This window comes from Caulobacter sp. (genome assembly GCF_039596335.1).
Classification (GTDB): domain Bacteria; phylum Pseudomonadota; class Alphaproteobacteria; order Caulobacterales; family Caulobacteraceae; genus Caulobacter.
The window spans coordinates 135,814-149,988 of the sequence record NZ_JBCNJZ010000005.1; the positions used below are offsets into that span (position 1 = coordinate 135,814).

A 14,175-nucleotide genomic window follows, 5' to 3' on the forward strand; every position below is an offset into this window, starting at 1 on the left:
CCTCAGGCCGTCTTGCCGGCCGCGGGCAGGGGTGTCGTCTTGGCGCTCTTGGCCGCGGCCTTCTTCTTGCGCTTGGGCAAGCCACTGGGATTGCCCCAGAAGGTCACCACGGCCAGCGTGCCCAGCAGGGTCAGGGCCAAGCCCGAGACCGTCATCACCAGGCGATAGGGCAGGCCGCCGATCTTGGCCGCGTGCAGCGGGAAGTCGGCATTGGTGATCCGCGATCCCAGGGGCAGGGTCTGGGCGTCGCGCGTGGCGACCATGCGGCCGTCGGCAGGATCGAACCAGGCCATGGTCCGGCCGTTGGGCAGCCACTCGGCCTGCTGGCGCAGGCGGATCGAGATCAGCCCGCCCGCCTTGGCCGGCGGCGTGATGATCCGGACCTCGGCGCCGGGATAGCGAGCCTGGGCCGCGCCGATCACCTTGGCCCAGTCTAGGTCCTTGGCCAGCTTGCCGCCCTTGATCTTGGGCAGGGCCGAGGCCTCTTGCATCACCGCGGGCGCGGTGAACGGGGCGCGCAGGGCCTGCGAGAACCACTTGAGGTTCATGGCCGCGCCGGTGGTCAGGCCGATGATCAACAGCGGCGCGACCAGCACGCCCAGGTCGCGGTGGTGGTGGACGATGGCCGCCCGCTTCATCATCCGCGGCCAGGCGCGCAGGTGGAACATCCGCCGCGTCGGCCACCACAGGATCAGGCCTGTGACGACAAAGCCCAGCCCCACCAGGCCGGAGACGCCGGCGATGGTTTTGCCCACGTCGCCGGCGAACAGGTAGTGGTGGAAGTCGAACAGCCACAGCTCGGGCCGCGCCCACTTGGAGGCCCAGGCCAGGACGATCTCGCCGTCCTGGTCGGTATAGGCGCCCCGTTCCTTGGCCTTGTAGCTCAGCCGGTTCAGGCCCTGATCCTCTGACGCCAGCACGATCGAGCGCGGGCGGTCCTGCGCGCCGAAGACCCGCGTCGCCGTCGCCGCCAGGGTGGCGGTGTCCTGCCGCTGGGCGTCGGTCGCATGGGGCACGGTGGCGCGCAGATAGGCGTCCTCATGCACCAGCAGCGTGCCGGTCAGAGCCAGGAGCGCCAGCAGAAGGCCGATCAGGCCTCCCGCCCAGCGGTGCAGCAGACGCAGGGTCTTCATTAGAAGCGCGTTTCCCAGCCCAGCGTCGCGGTGCGGCCGCGACCGGCATAGAACTTGTCCACCGCGGGCGCGGTCGTGTCCGAGTGGTAGGTGATATACTGCTTGTCGAACAGGTTCTGGACGCCCAGCGAGAGCGCCCCGACCGGCAGCTCGTAGCGCACGAAGGCGTCGGCGACCGTGTAGCCCTCGAAGTCGTCCTTCACCGTCGCGGTCTGCATGTTGCGCGACATGTACTTCTGCACCTGCAAGCGCAAGGCCCACTTGCCGGTCTGGTAATCGGCGGCCAGGTTCAGGCGGTCGGGCGAGATGTTGGCGCCGTCCAGGTGGGTGTCGACCTTGCCATCCTTGTTGGTGTCGGTCTGGCCGCGCAGGCGGGCATAGCCGGTCGAGATGTCCAGGCCGGGCACGGGCGTGCGGGCCTTCACATTGACCTCCAAGCCCTCGATCGCCACGCCCTGGCGCTGGACGTCGAAGATGCCGCCGGCGTTGCGGACCAGGAACTGGCCGTACTTCGACTTGGACCAGAAGTAGGCGACGCTAGCGTCAACCGGGCCGCGCTTGAACTCGGCGCCCAGCTCGCGGTTGTTGGACACGATCGGCTCGATCGCCAGATAGGTGTCGACGTCCTGATTGGGGATGTTGATGCCGCGCAGGATGCGGCCAACGTCCGGCACGGTGTAGCCCTCGGCATAGCTGCCATACAGGCGCATGCCCTTGACTGGCTCGAAGACCACGCCGCCGTTGAGCAGGGTGGATTTGAACTCCGGATTACCGCCACCGACCTGCTGCGAGCCGTAGGACGCCAGGGTGGTGAAGTCGTCGACCTTCAGTTCGACGTTCTCGAAGCGCACGCCGCCGGCCAAGCGCAGTCTGCCGTCCAGCAGGGCGTAGTTGCCCTGGATGAACGGGGCGATGCTCTGGAACTTGGTCGGCGGCACCCAGGCGCGGCCGGTGGCGGTCAGCAGTTGGGCGGTGGTGTCGGTCAGGGCGTCCAGGCCCGCGGTGGCGACCAGGCCCTCAATACCCGGCACGGCGCGCTCGTAGCTCATCCGTACGCCCAGTTTACGGGAACGGTTGGCGGACTGGTCGAACAGCGTTCCCTTCGGCGCGATGCTGGCGTCCTGGAAGGTGGTGCTGATGTCGCCGCCGAAGGTGTCGCGCGTGCGGTTGAAGAACAGCTGCGCGTTCAGCACGCCGCCATAGAGGTCGTCATTGACCAGCGACGCCGAGATGGTCTCGACGCGGTTGGCGGCCGGATCGCCCGGGACAACGCCGCGGACGCTGGTGGTCGGCAGGCGCAGGGCGATATTGGCGTCCGTCGGGAAGATCGCGGTCGCCGGCGTGCGGCCGGCGGTCGGGGCGGTCACATAGTCGCCGTCGCCTTTGAGCTCGAAGCGGCTGCCGATCAGGTCCAGGCGCATGCTGGGGCTGAGCTGCCAGCCCACGCGACCGAACAGCGACAGGGTCTTGCTGTCCTGGACGTCGCCCTGGGCGGTGTCCATGCCGATGCGGCGGCCGTTGCCGTCATAGAACGCGCCGCGGGTCTCGTAGGCGACGCCGCCGGTGGCGTCGAACGCGCCAGAGCGCCAGCTGACCAGGCCGGCGATCTTGCCGCCCACCGAGTCGCCCAGGTCGTCGGCGCCCGAGGCCTGGATCAGCGTGCGGCCCGAAATGCCGTCCTGCTTAGGCGCGCCAACGGTGACCTGGTTCACCACGCCGCCCGTGGCGCCGATGCCCTGCAGGGCGTTGGAGCCATAGATCAGCTCGACGCGGTCGATGAAGAAGGCGTCGATCGTGTAGCCGTCGCGCGAGCCGTCGCGGATCGGCGTCGACTGCGGGATGCCGTTGATGGCGTACAGCGGCGAGCGGCCGCGCAGGCTCTCGCCGGCGCCCGACAGCTTCTGGCGGGTGGGCGAGAACGACGGCGACAGGGTCGAGACGGCGTCGATGATCGAGCCGCTGATCGCCACCTGCTGGTTCAGCGTCTCGTTGTTGACGACATCCACCGTAAGGGGCAGGGCGCTGGCCGGCAGGATGGTGCGGGCGGCGGTGACCACGACCTGATCGACGTCGGTTTCCGGGGCGCGGGTCTGGGCGGCGGCGCCTTGCGCCAAGGCCGTCAGGCTGAGGCCGGCCAGGAACATGAGCCGCAGGCGCGCACTGGAAACTTGGTTGGTCATGACGCCCTCGGAGCAGCCGGATGAGAAATGCTGCCGCCGTATGCTGTGATTGCGATTAAGTTGCAATATCGTCGTATGGCATCATTTGATGGTCGTGGCTTTCAAGCCACGCCTTTCCGCGCGCGGGCAAAACTCTTTAGAACCTTCCGGACACGCGTCGCCGCCGGCGCGCATCGGGAGGATCCGCGATCGTGGGCAAGGCTAGGACGTATCTGGTGTTCGGGGCGCTGGCCCTGATCGGGGCGGTCTCGTTCGGCGTCGTCGCGCTCAATCGCGGCGAAAGCGTCAACGCCATCTGGCTGGTGACGGCGGCGCTGTGCACCTACGTGGTGGCCTATCGGTTCTACGCCCGCTTCATCGCCGGCAAGGTCCTGCGGCTGGACGGCTCGCGGCCGACCCCGGCGGTGCGTCGCGATGATGGCCTGGACTATGTGCCGACGCCTCGCAACGTCCTGTTCGGCCACCACTTCGCCGCCATCGCCGGTGCGGGACCGCTGGTCGGTCCGGTGCTGGCCGCCCAGATGGGCTATCTGCCCGGCGTGATCTGGATCCTGGTCGGGGCCGTGGTCGCCGGCGCGGTGCAGGACATGATGGTCCTGTTCCTGTCGACGCGTCGCGACGGCAAGTCGCTGGGGGACATGATCCGCAACGAGATGGGCCCGATCCCCGGCGTCATCGCCCAGGTCGGCGTGCTGATGATCATGGTCATCATCCTGGCGGTGCTGGCCCTGGTCGTGGTTAAGGCGCTGGCCGAGAGCCCGTGGGGGGCGTTCACCGTCGCCGCGACGATCCCGATCGCCATCTTCATGGGCCTGTACACGCGCTATCTGCGACCCGGCCGGGTGGGGGAGGTGTCGCTGATCGGCGTCGTCCTGCTGGTGCTGGCGATTATCGGCGGCGGTCACGTGGCCGCGCATCCGACCCTGGGTCCGGCCTTCACCCTGACGGGGCCGACCCTGGCGGTGGCGATGATGGCCTATGGCTTCGTGGCCTCTGTGATCCCGGTGTGGCTGCTGCTGGCTCCGCGCGACTACCTGTCGACCTTCCTGAAGATCGGCGCGATCGCCGGCCTGGCCGTCGGCATCCTGATCGTGCGTCCGCACATCCAGATGCCGGCTGTGACGCCGTTCATCGACGGCACCGGCCCGGTCTTCGCCGGCGCGCTGTTCCCGTTCCTGTTCATCACCATCGCCTGCGGCGCGGTGTCGGGCTTCCACGCCCTGATCTCGTCGGGCACCACGCCCAAGCTGCTGGAGAACGAGAGCCAGATCCCGCTGATCGGCTACGGCGCCATGCTGTGCGAGAGCTTCGTGGCGGTGATGGCCCTGATCGCCGCCACCGTCCTGGATCCGGCGGTCTATTTCTCGATGAACAGCCCGGTTGCGGTGATCGGCAAGGACGCCGCCAGCGCCGCGGCCGCCGTCGCCCAGTGGGGCTTCCACATCACCCCGGCCCAGCTGGAGCAGATCGCCCGCGACGTCGGCGAGAACTCGATCCTCTCGCGGGCCGGCGGCGCGCCGACCCTGGCGGTCGGCATGGCTCATATCCTGTCGTCGGTGATCGGCGGCCAGGCGATGATGGCCTTCTGGTATCACTTCGCCATTCTGTTCGAGGCGCTGTTCATCCTGACCACCGTCGACGCCGGCACCCGTGTCTGCCGGTTCATGGTTCAGGACCTGCTGGGCCTGGCCGTGCCCAAGATGCGCGAGACCCAGTCGTGGACCGCCAATGTCGCGGCCACGGCGCTGACGGTCGGGCTGTGGGGCTACTTCCTCTATACCGGCGTGGTCGATCCACTGGGCGGCATCAACAGCCTGTGGCCGCTGTTCGGCATCGCCAACCAGATGCTGGCGGCGGTGGCGCTGATCCTGGGAACCGTCGTGCTCTTCAAGATGAAGCAGCAGCGCTATGCCTGGGTCACGGCCGTGCCGACTGTGTGGCTCTTGATCTGCACCCTGACGGCGGGCCTGCAAAAGCTGTTCCACCCGGATGTCCGCGTCGGCTTCCTGGCCCATGCGCGGCAGTACCAGGCGGCGCTGGCCGACGATCGGGTCCTGGGGCCGGCCAAGACCGCGGCCGACATGCATCGGGTCATCGTCAACGACTACGTCAACTCGGCGCTGACGGCAGGCTTCCTGTTCGTGGTGGTGGTGGTGACCCTGTACGGGATTGGCGCCTGTCTGAAAGCCTTGCGCGCCGAAGGCCCGACCGTGCGCGAAATCCCGGAGGCCGCCCATGCGTGAGGACCTCTTCTGCCGCTGCCGCGACGCGGCGATCTCGTGGGGCAAGGCGGCGCAGCGGACGGCCAATCTGATGATCGGTCAGCCCGATTACGACGCCTATGTCCGTCATGCCGCTAATCGGCATCCCGACGAGCCGCCGATGGACCGCACCGCCTTCTTCCGCCTGCACGAGGCGCGACGGTTCGGGGCGGGCGGCGGCGGCTTCCGCTGCTGCTGAGCTTCAGCGCGAACGACCCAGGTAGCGGCCGGGGCGGTGGTTCAGGGCGATGACCAGGTTCAGCACCAGCGCGCCCAGCGCTGACAGGGCCACCTTGGTCGGCGACAGCAGCAAGAGGCCCGAGGTCAGGATCACCGCGTCGACCGACAGCTGCACATAGCCGGCGCGCAGGCCGAAGCGCTCCTGGAGCATCTGGGCCAGGATGCCGACCCCGCCCAGGGTGGTGTGGTGACGAAACAGCGCCAGCATCCCCAGGCCCGACAGCAGGCCGCCGGCCACGGCCGCGAAGGCCGGATTGACGTCGCTGAAGGTGATGTAGTCGCCCAGGTGGTTGGTCATCCACGACAGCAGGGCCACGGCGACCAGGGTGTTGACGCAAATCCGCCAGTCGCGCCGGAACAGGGCCAGCAGGTAGAACGGCGCGTTCAGGGTGAAGAAGGCGACGCCGAACGAGACGGGCGTCGCATAGCTGATCAGCAGCGCCAGCCCCGCCATTCCGCCGGTCATGATGCCGGCGCTGGCCAGGATCTTGACCCCGATCGCGACGGCCAGGGCGCCGGTGAACAGCGCCTGGAGATCCTCGATCCAGGTGTGGCGATGGCCTTGGGCCGGCAGGTCGACGGTGGTGGCGGTCATGGTCCCGCCGCCCAACACCAAAGCGCTGGGGCGGGCCATGATCTGGCGCAAAAAAACGGCGCCGGAGAGAGGTGTCCGGCGCCGGGAAGGATGGGAATAGAAAAGACTAGAAGCGGTAGCGGATACCGACCCGGTAGTTAGGACCGCTGCCGCCGTACGACTGGATAACCGGGTCGGTGTAGGCGAAGCGCTCGGACATCTCGTCGGTGAGGTTGAGCGCCTCAAAGGTGATGCTCATCTGCTTGATGGGCGTGTAGCGCATCGAGAAGTCGACATTGGTGGTCGCTTTCGAACCGCCGAACTCGTTGATCAGCGGACCGTCGCAGGCCGAGCCGTTGGCCTGCAGGCCCGGATCGCAGTTGCCGGCGCTGAGCGGGTAGGTCGTGTAATAGGCGTCGCGCTGGGCCACCGAGGCGCGAGCGCTGAACTTCTCGGTCTCATAGTAGATCGTGAAGTTCATGCCCTTGGGCGACGCGCCCAGCCAGGGACCGGAGCCATAGGTCGGGACCTTGGTGACCACGCCGGTGCCCGCCGTGACCGCGCCCGGATCCAGGATGTAGGTCAGCTTGGTGTCCAGCTTGGTCATGTTGAACTGGATGCCCAGGTTCTTGAAGTACCAGGGCAGGAACTTCAGATCCTGCTGGAAATTGAACTCCCAGCCCTGCAGGTAGCCGCCCGGCGCGTCGCGGACCTGACGCGCCAGCATCGGGTTGTCGGCGTCGATGTAGGCGCGGCGGAAGACGTCGGCGCCGGTCTCGCCGGGGAACTGCAGCTTCAGCTGGGCGATGGCGTCGGCGTCCAGGAAGGTCGACAGCGGCGCTTCGAAGAAGACGGTCTGCGGGAAGCTGTCGATGTCCTTGCGGAAGAAGCCCAGGCTGATCAGCCCGCCTTCGGTGAAGTACCACTCGGCGGCCACGTCGTAGGCCTTGCCGCGGAACGGCGAGAGCTTGGTGTTGCCGACGGTCAGGGTGCCGCCCGTCACCGCGCCGTCGCCGGGAATGCTGATGCCGGTGATGGCCGGCGACAGGTTCCCCAGCAGCGGGCGGGCCATGACCTTGGCCGCCGCCAGGCGGATATAGAGGTTGTCGTAGGCCTCCCAGGTCACGTTCGCCGACGGCAGGGTGTCGGTGTAGTTGTTCTCGCCGGTGATGCGGCGGCCGGCGGTGGTTTCGCCGACGGCGAAGACGTCGGTCTTGGCCTGGCGGACGCCGAGGTTACCGAACAGGCGACGGCCGCCCCAGACGTTATAATCGAAGCCGAACTGCAGGTAGTAGGACAGGTTCTTCTCGTCGACCTCGAACGAGGCCGAGCGGTTGCGCTTCCGGGTGATGCGCCAGTCGCCGTACTTGTTGATGCAGTTGCAGTCGAAGCCGAAGACGCTGCTGAACGCCTCCAGGTTGGGCGTGAAGAAGCTGGTGATGGTGCCGGCCGGCACGTCCAGGCCCTGGCCGAACTCGATCACCTGGCCCAGCGACGCGATGCTGACCTTGGCTTCCTTTTCGGTCGGGTTCAGCAGGTCGTTGTTGCGCTCGTACTGGTCGGTCGAGAACGTGAACTCGCGCTTGGTGATGCCGCCCTTGATGGTCCAGTGATCGTCCAGCTCGTAGGTCAGGTCGATCTTGCCGCCCTTGTAGTCGTTGATCGTGGTGCGCTGGTAATGGCGCATCCCCGAGAAGCCTTTGACGATGCTCCACTTGTTGGGATCGGCGGCGTTGAAGCCGGCGTCGAACTTGGGCATGCCGTTCGCGCCGCGCTCGTCGAAGACGAACGGCTCGGCCGCATCCATGTAGTTGAACTCGACCAGGGTGCCGACATTGCGGTTCTCAGAGCGCGAGGCGCCCACCGAGAACACGCCGCGCAGCTTGTCGCTGAACTCGTGAGTGACCTCGGTCGAGACCTGGCGGAAGTCGGTGGTGTAGGCGCCGCGGTCGGCGGCCGAGCGCCAGTCGACATTGGCCAGCTTCAGATATTCGGCGTTCTGGCCGACGACGTCGGCGTCCAGCACCTTCACGGCGGGGCGGCCGATCAGCTGGCCGCGGAACGGCAGGCTGGATGCCGGACCCAGGTAACCGGGCGAGGCCGGGTTGGTGTAGTACTCGTAGGCGTCCAGGTTGTTGGCGTTGAAGCTGTAGGTATAGCCGGGCAGCGGCGTCGTGCCATTCAGCGACTGGCCGCAGTCGGTGCCGGGGTTCAGGTCGGTCTCGTCCGCGAACGTGCAGGTCCCGGGATAGAGGCCACGGCGCTGGGCGTCGGTCAGGGCCGAGCCGCCGGGCGCGGCCGCGGTCGGAACGTTGGCCCCGTACTGGTAGGCGGCGTTGGTGTTGTTGCGGTTCAGGCCCACCGGCGAGAGCTGGTAGTTGATGCTGTCGCTTTCGAACCGCGAATAGAGGCCGTCCACCGTGACGCGGGTGCGCGGGCTGATCTCGAACTGCACGGCGGCGGTCAGGCCCAGACGCTCGGTCGAGACGTTGCGCTGGCTCAGCGAGGGCAGGGCGGGGAAGCGGATCAGCGAGTTGTTGCAGCCCGGGCTGGTCGGGGTCAGGCCGGCGACCGGCGCGGTCGTGCAGCCCGGATAGAGCTTGGCGTAGGCGGCCGGGTCCGACCCGGTCATCGCCGCATAGGCGGCCGGATTGGCCAGCGGGTTGTAGTAGTTGGCCGGATTGGCCTTGTAGGCGTCCAGCGCGGAGCCCGTCAGCGTCGTGGGGACCAGGGCGCTGAACACCGTGCCGGTCGGGGCCGCGAAGCCCGCGCGGCCGGGCAGTTCGTCGCCAGCCCAGGTGCTGCCGCGATAGACATAGTCCGACGAGCCGGTGCCGCGGTTGTAGCTGTCATCCTCGGAGTTGCGCTTGGCGTAGGCGGCCGAGGCCAGCACGCCCAGCTTGCCGTCGAACCAGCGCTTGGAGGCCAGGCCCGTGATGCGTGGGCTGTGCTTCTTGCCGTTGCGGTAATAGGAATCCTCGGCCGAGAAGGCCAGGGCGCTGTCCTTGTAGTCGAAAGGACGGCCGGTGATCAGGTCGACCGTCGCGCCCAGCGAGCCTTCATCGGCGTCGGCTGAAGACGACTTGCGCACCCGCACCGAGCTAAACAGCTCCGAGGCGAAGGCGTTGAAGTCGAAGGCGCGCGAGCGGTTCGGACTGCCACCCGCATCGTTGGCGGCGCCGGTCGACAGGGCTTCCATGTTGTTGATGCGGACGCGGCTGAAGTCCCCCGACAGGCCGCGCACGCTGATGGTCCGGCCTTCGCCGTTGTCCCGGTCGATCGAGATGCCGGGTAGGCGCTGTAGCGACTCCGCCAGGTTCGAGTCGGGGAAGTCGGCCATGTCCTCCGCGTTGATCGCGTCCATGATGACATCGGCGTTCTTTTTGATGTTCAGCGCGCTGCGCAGCGAGGCGCGGTAGCCGGTCACGACCACTTCGCTGACCGTTTCGGTGTCGCTGGAAGGCGCTTTGGTCTGGGCGGCGGCCAAGCCAGGCGCCGCGGCGGCCATGGCCGCCAGTGAAATCCCGGCCAGCAGGCCGCGCGCAGTTAGAGTCTGGGCGTCTCGCAACGTTTCTCTCCCCCAAGGTTAGCGGCCGTTCTTCGACGACCGTTGATATTTTCATATGTGAAGCATGATGCGCTGGTGATGTGCAACAGAAAATGATTGCGGTACCATCTCAGGGGGCGTGGTAAGGCCATCTCAGACGTCGAACGGCGTCAGATTTCATATTTGACGTCATAATTCATATGTGATGTCTCTCGCCGTAACGCCCCGGGTGAGGGCGACGTCGGAGGAGATCGGCACATGACCAAAGGTGAGAGTTCGCGAACAGGCGCGGCGCCGCTGGTGCTGGTGGTGGCGCTGTTCTTCCTGTGGGGCGTCGCCAACAACCTGAACGACGTGCTGATCCCGCACCTGAAGAAGGCCTTCTTCCTGACCGACCTGCAGTCGGGCCTGGTGCAGTCGGCCTTCTATCTGGGCTACTTCTTTTTGGCCCTGCCGGCCGGCCTGCTGATGCGCCGCTACGGCTACAAGGCCGCCGTCATCGTGGGCCTGATCCTGTTCGGGGCGGGCGCTCTGCTGTTCTGGCCCGCCGCCGAACTGCGCCGCTACGAGCTGTTCCTCAGCGCCCTGTTCGTCATCGCCTCGGGTCTGGCGTTCCTGGAGACCTCGGCCAATCCGCTGATCACCGTACTGGGCGACCCGGCCAAGGCCGAGCAGCGCCTGAACCTGGCCCAGGCCTTCAACCCGCTAGGCGCGATCACCGCCGTGGTCGTCGGCGGCCAGTTCATCCTGTCAGGGGTGGAGCCGACCAAGGCCGAGTTCGCCGCCATGAGCCCGGCCCAGCTGTCGGCCTTCCAGGCGGCCGAGGCCAAGTCGACGCAACTGCCGTACCTGATCATCGCCGCCGTCGTGCTGCTGTGGGTGGTGCTGGTGGCGATCACCAAATTTCCGCCCCAGGCCAGCCGTCCGACCGAGCACGACCGTCGCCAGGAGCAGGTCGACCGCCCGATCCTGGGCCTGTTCCAGCGTCCGCGTTTCCTATTCGGCGTGCTGGCCCAGTTCTTCTATGTCGGCGCCCAGGTCGGGGTGTGGAGCTACATGATCCGCTACGGTCAGGACCAGGTGCCGGGCATGGGCGAGAAGACCGCCGCGGCGTACCTCTCGTGGTCGCTGGTCGGCTTCATGGCCGGACGCTTCGCCGGCACGGCGCTGATGGGGCGTATCGATCCTTCGCGGCTGATGGCCGTCTTCGCGGCCGCCAACGTGGTCCTGACCCTGGTCGCCGTCGTGGTCGGCGGACACACCGGCCTGCTGGCCCTGGCCGCGACAAGCTTCTTCATGTCGATCATGTTCCCGACCATCTTCGCCAGCTCGCTCAAGGGCCTGGGCCCGCTGACCAAGACCGGCTCGTCGTTCCTGGTCATGGCCATCATTGGCGGCGCGGTGCTGACCGCCGTGATGGGCGCGATTTCCGACGCCAGCGCGATCCGCTTCGCGGTGCTGGTCCCCTGTTTCTGCTTCGCCGTCGTCGGGCTCTTCGGGATCACCGCCCGCAAGAACGAGACGACCGCGCACGACGCCGTCCTGGCGGGAGGTCACTAAAGCCTATGATGGATGTCCTGGTCTGCGCCGCGCCCGGCGAACTGAAGCTCGAGCGTCGTGAGGCGCCCCAGCCCGGGGCGGGCGAGGTGCTGCTGCGCGTCCGCCGGGTCGGGATCTGCGGCACCGACATGCACATCTATCGCGGCACCCAGCCGTTCCTGAGCTATCCGCGGGTCATGGGTCACGAGCTGTCGGGCGAGATCGTCTCCGCACCGGCCGGCAGCGACCTGGCGCCGGGCGACCACGCCTATGTCATGCCCTATCTGTCGTGCGGGACCTGTGCGGCCTGCGCCAAGGGCAAGCCCAACTGCTGCATGAACATCCGCGTGCTGGGCGTGCACATGGATGGCGGGCTTTGCGAGTACCTGGCCGTGCCCGAGGGTTTCGTGCGCAAGGTCGAGGGCGTGGGCCTGGACGAGGCGGCCATGGTCGAGTTCCTGGCTATCGGCGCCCACGCCGTGCGGCGCGCCAGGATCCAGCCGGGCCAGTCGGCGCTGGTGGTCGGGGCGGGGCCGATCGGCATCGCCGCGACCCTGTTCGCCAAGCTGGCCGGCGCCGCGGTGACCGTGCTGGACGCCCGCGCCGACCGTCTGGACTTCTGTCGCGACCACCTGGGCGCCGACCACGTAGTGACGCTGTCGGACGAGACGCCGGCCGCGCTGTCGCTCCTGACCGGCGGCAACTTCTACGACCTGGTGTTCGACGCCACCGGCAGCCCCGCCGCCATGCAGAAGGGCTTTTCCTATGTCGGTCACGGCGGGACCTATGTGCTGATCTCGGTCGTCTCGGCCGACATCACTTTCTCGGATCCCGAGTTCCACAAGCGCGAGATGTCGCTGCTGGCTAGCCGCAACGCCACGCTGGAGGACTTCGACGCCGTGCTGGCCGCGATCCGCGCCGGCCAGGTGCCGACGGCGGCGCTGAACACCCACAAGGCTTCGCTGCACGATCTGCCGGACGCCTTGCCGGGCTGGATGGAGCCGTCGGCGGGGGTCATCAAGGCCATCGTCTCTTGCTGATCGACGCCCACTGCCACGTCTGGCGGATCGGCCGGAACGATCACACGTGGCCGACGCCGGACCTGCCGGCCATCCATCGCGACTTCGACCTGGATGATCTTGCGCGCGCCGGCGCCGAGGTCGGCCTGGCCGGCGCGGTGCTGGTGCAGTCCCAGCCTAGCCAGCGCGACACCGAGTGGCTGCTGGAGATCGCCGCCGACCATCCGCTGGCCCTGGGCGTCGTTGGCTGGACCGACATCGCCGCGCCCGACGCGGCCGAACGGATCGCGACGCTTGCCGCCAGTCCGCGCCTGAAGGGTCTGCGCCCCATGCTGCAGGACCTGGCCGACGACTGGATCCTGGACCCGCGCCTGGAGCCGGCGATTGCGGTCATGGTCGCCGCCGACCTATCATTCGACGCCCTGATCCGGCCGCGCCACCTACCCAGCCTGCTGGAATTGGTCCGTCGCTGGCCGGATCTTCGCGTCGTCATCGACCACGGCGCCAAGCCGGATATTGGGGCAGGGTGCCTGGATCCGTGGCGCGAGCAGATCGCCGCCCTGGCCGCCGCGCCGGGCGTTCATTGCAAGCTCTCGGGCCTGCTGACCGAGGCGGGCGAACGAGCGAGCGCAGACGCCCTGGCCCCGTTCGCCGCCCATCTGCTGGACGTCTTCGGCCCTGACCGGCTGATGTGGGGCAGCGACTGGCCGGTGCTGAACCTGGCCGGCGACTATGCCGGCTGGCGGGCGATGGCCGACGGCTTCGCGGCAGACTTGGATCACGCTGGGCAAAGCGCGGTGTTTGGCGAGACGGCCAGGCGATTCTATCGTTTATAGGGGCCATGTCCGAGACCCGCGCCAAGCGAGAATACCGTGCTCCCGCCCTGGAGAAGGGGTTGGACGTCCTGGAGCTTCTGGCCGCCAATCGCAGCGGCCTGACCCTCGCGCAGATCTCCAACGCCTTGGACCGCTCGTCCAGCGAGCTGTTCCGCATGGTGCAGGTGCTGGAGGCGCGGGGCTATGTCGGTCGCGCCGCCGACGAGGACGGTCTGGTCCTGACCAACAAGCTGTTCGCCTTGGGCATGACCCGTGCGCCGGCCAAGGACCTCCTGGAAGCGGCCCTGCCGATCATGCGCGGCGCCTGCCAGCAGATCGGCCAGTCGTGCCACCTGGCCGTGGCCAGCGGCGACCAGATGGTGGTCGTCGCGCGCATTGAGGCGCCGGGCGACCTGGGCTTCTCGGTCCGGGTTGGCTATCGCCGCAAGATCGTCGAGGCGACCTCCGGCCTGGTGCTCTACGCCTTCCAGCCCGAGGCCGTGCGCCAGCGCTGGGCCAAGGAGTTGAAGCCCTCGGTCAGCGCCGCGGTGTGGAAGGCCTTCGAAGCCGCCGCCGGCAAGGCGAGGTTCGACGGCTTCGTGCGCGGCGACAGCTACGTCACCAAGGCGGTGGTCGACTTCTCAGTGCCCGTGCAGGGGCCCGACGGCGTGGCTGCGGCCCTGACCTGTCCCTATCTCGACAACGTCTCGGCCATCGCCCCCTCGGACACCGTGGCGCTGCTGCAGCGCGCCGCCGCCGAGATCACCGCCGAGATCCGTCCAACCGCCTAAGGTTCGCCGCGTGGAAAAGGGCTCGAGCGATTGACTTGCTGCGTCCAAGATGTGATTTCACCAGCAAGATTGATTT

Annotated in this window: 10 protein-coding genes; 6 read left to right on the forward strand and 4 right to left on the reverse strand. The window is 67.7% G+C overall.

The features are described from left to right. Nucleotides 1–2: 2 nt before the first annotated feature. Both ABDW31_RS12030 and ABDW31_RS12035 read right to left on the reverse strand, forming a co-directional pair. On the reverse strand, nt 3–1,133 hold the full coding sequence (locus ABDW31_RS12030) for a PepSY-associated TM helix domain-containing protein (protein ID WP_184718613.1): 1,131 nt from the start codon (nt 1,131–1,133) through the stop codon (nt 3–5). Continuing rightward, on the reverse strand, nt 1,133–3,313 hold the full coding sequence (locus ABDW31_RS12035) for a TonB-dependent receptor (RefSeq protein WP_184718615.1): 2,181 nt from the start codon (nt 3,311–3,313) through the stop codon (nt 1,133–1,135). The genes ABDW31_RS12030 and ABDW31_RS12035 overlap by 1 nt, the downstream gene beginning before the upstream one ends. 191 nt (nt 3,314–3,504) lie before the next feature. Between ABDW31_RS12035 and ABDW31_RS12040 the strand changes: the two genes are divergently transcribed. Beyond that, nucleotides 3,505–5,556: a carbon starvation CstA family protein gene (locus tag ABDW31_RS12040; protein ID WP_184718617.1), complete on the forward strand. Its 2,052-nt coding sequence runs from the start codon at nt 3,505–3,507 to the stop codon at nt 5,554–5,556. Further along, on the forward strand, nt 5,549–5,773 hold the full coding sequence (locus ABDW31_RS12045; RefSeq protein ID WP_184718619.1) for a YbdD/YjiX family protein: 225 nt from the start codon (nt 5,549–5,551) through the stop codon (nt 5,771–5,773). The genes ABDW31_RS12040 and ABDW31_RS12045 overlap by 8 nt, the downstream gene beginning before the upstream one ends. A 3-nt stretch (nt 5,774–5,776) precedes the next feature. On the opposite strand, the gene ABDW31_RS12050 is transcribed toward ABDW31_RS12045, so the two are convergent. Next, the gene (locus ABDW31_RS12050) at nt 5,777–6,409 is read right to left on the reverse strand and encodes a YitT family protein (protein WP_184718621.1); all 633 of its coding nucleotides are present in this window, start codon (nt 6,407–6,409) and stop codon (nt 5,777–5,779) included. A gap of 106 nt (nt 6,410–6,515) precedes the next feature. Further along, nucleotides 6,516–9,956 carry a TonB-dependent receptor gene (locus ABDW31_RS12055; RefSeq protein WP_343698885.1) on the reverse strand — a complete coding sequence of 1,147 codons (3,441 nt, stop codon included), beginning with the start codon at nt 9,954–9,956 and terminating at the stop codon, nt 6,516–6,518. A gap of 237 nt (nt 9,957–10,193) precedes the next feature. On the opposite strand from ABDW31_RS12055, the gene fucP reads away from it, so the two are divergent. Genes fucP through ABDW31_RS12075 form a run of 4 tightly spaced genes read left to right on the forward strand, consistent with a single transcriptional unit; the run spans nt 10,194 to nt 14,099 of the window. Beyond that, nucleotides 10,194–11,495 (forward strand): L-fucose:H+ symporter permease, encoded by a 1,302-nt coding sequence (fucP, locus tag ABDW31_RS12060; protein WP_184718623.1) that lies wholly within the window; start codon nt 10,194–10,196, stop codon nt 11,493–11,495. 5 nt (nt 11,496–11,500) lie between these two features. Continuing rightward, on the forward strand, nt 11,501–12,514 hold the full coding sequence (locus tag ABDW31_RS12065; RefSeq protein WP_343698886.1) for a zinc-binding alcohol dehydrogenase family protein: 1,014 nt from the start codon (nt 11,501–11,503) through the stop codon (nt 12,512–12,514). Continuing rightward, nucleotides 12,508–13,329: an amidohydrolase family protein gene (locus ABDW31_RS12070; protein ID WP_184718625.1), complete on the forward strand. Its 822-nt coding sequence runs from the start codon at nt 12,508–12,510 to the stop codon at nt 13,327–13,329. The genes ABDW31_RS12065 and ABDW31_RS12070 overlap by 7 nt, the downstream gene beginning before the upstream one ends. A 5-nt stretch (nt 13,330–13,334) precedes the next feature. Further along, a complete protein-coding gene (locus tag ABDW31_RS12075) occupies nt 13,335–14,099 on the forward strand; it encodes an IclR family transcriptional regulator (RefSeq protein WP_184718627.1) in 765 nt (254 codons plus the stop codon). Nucleotides 14,100–14,175: the final 76 nt, after the last annotated feature.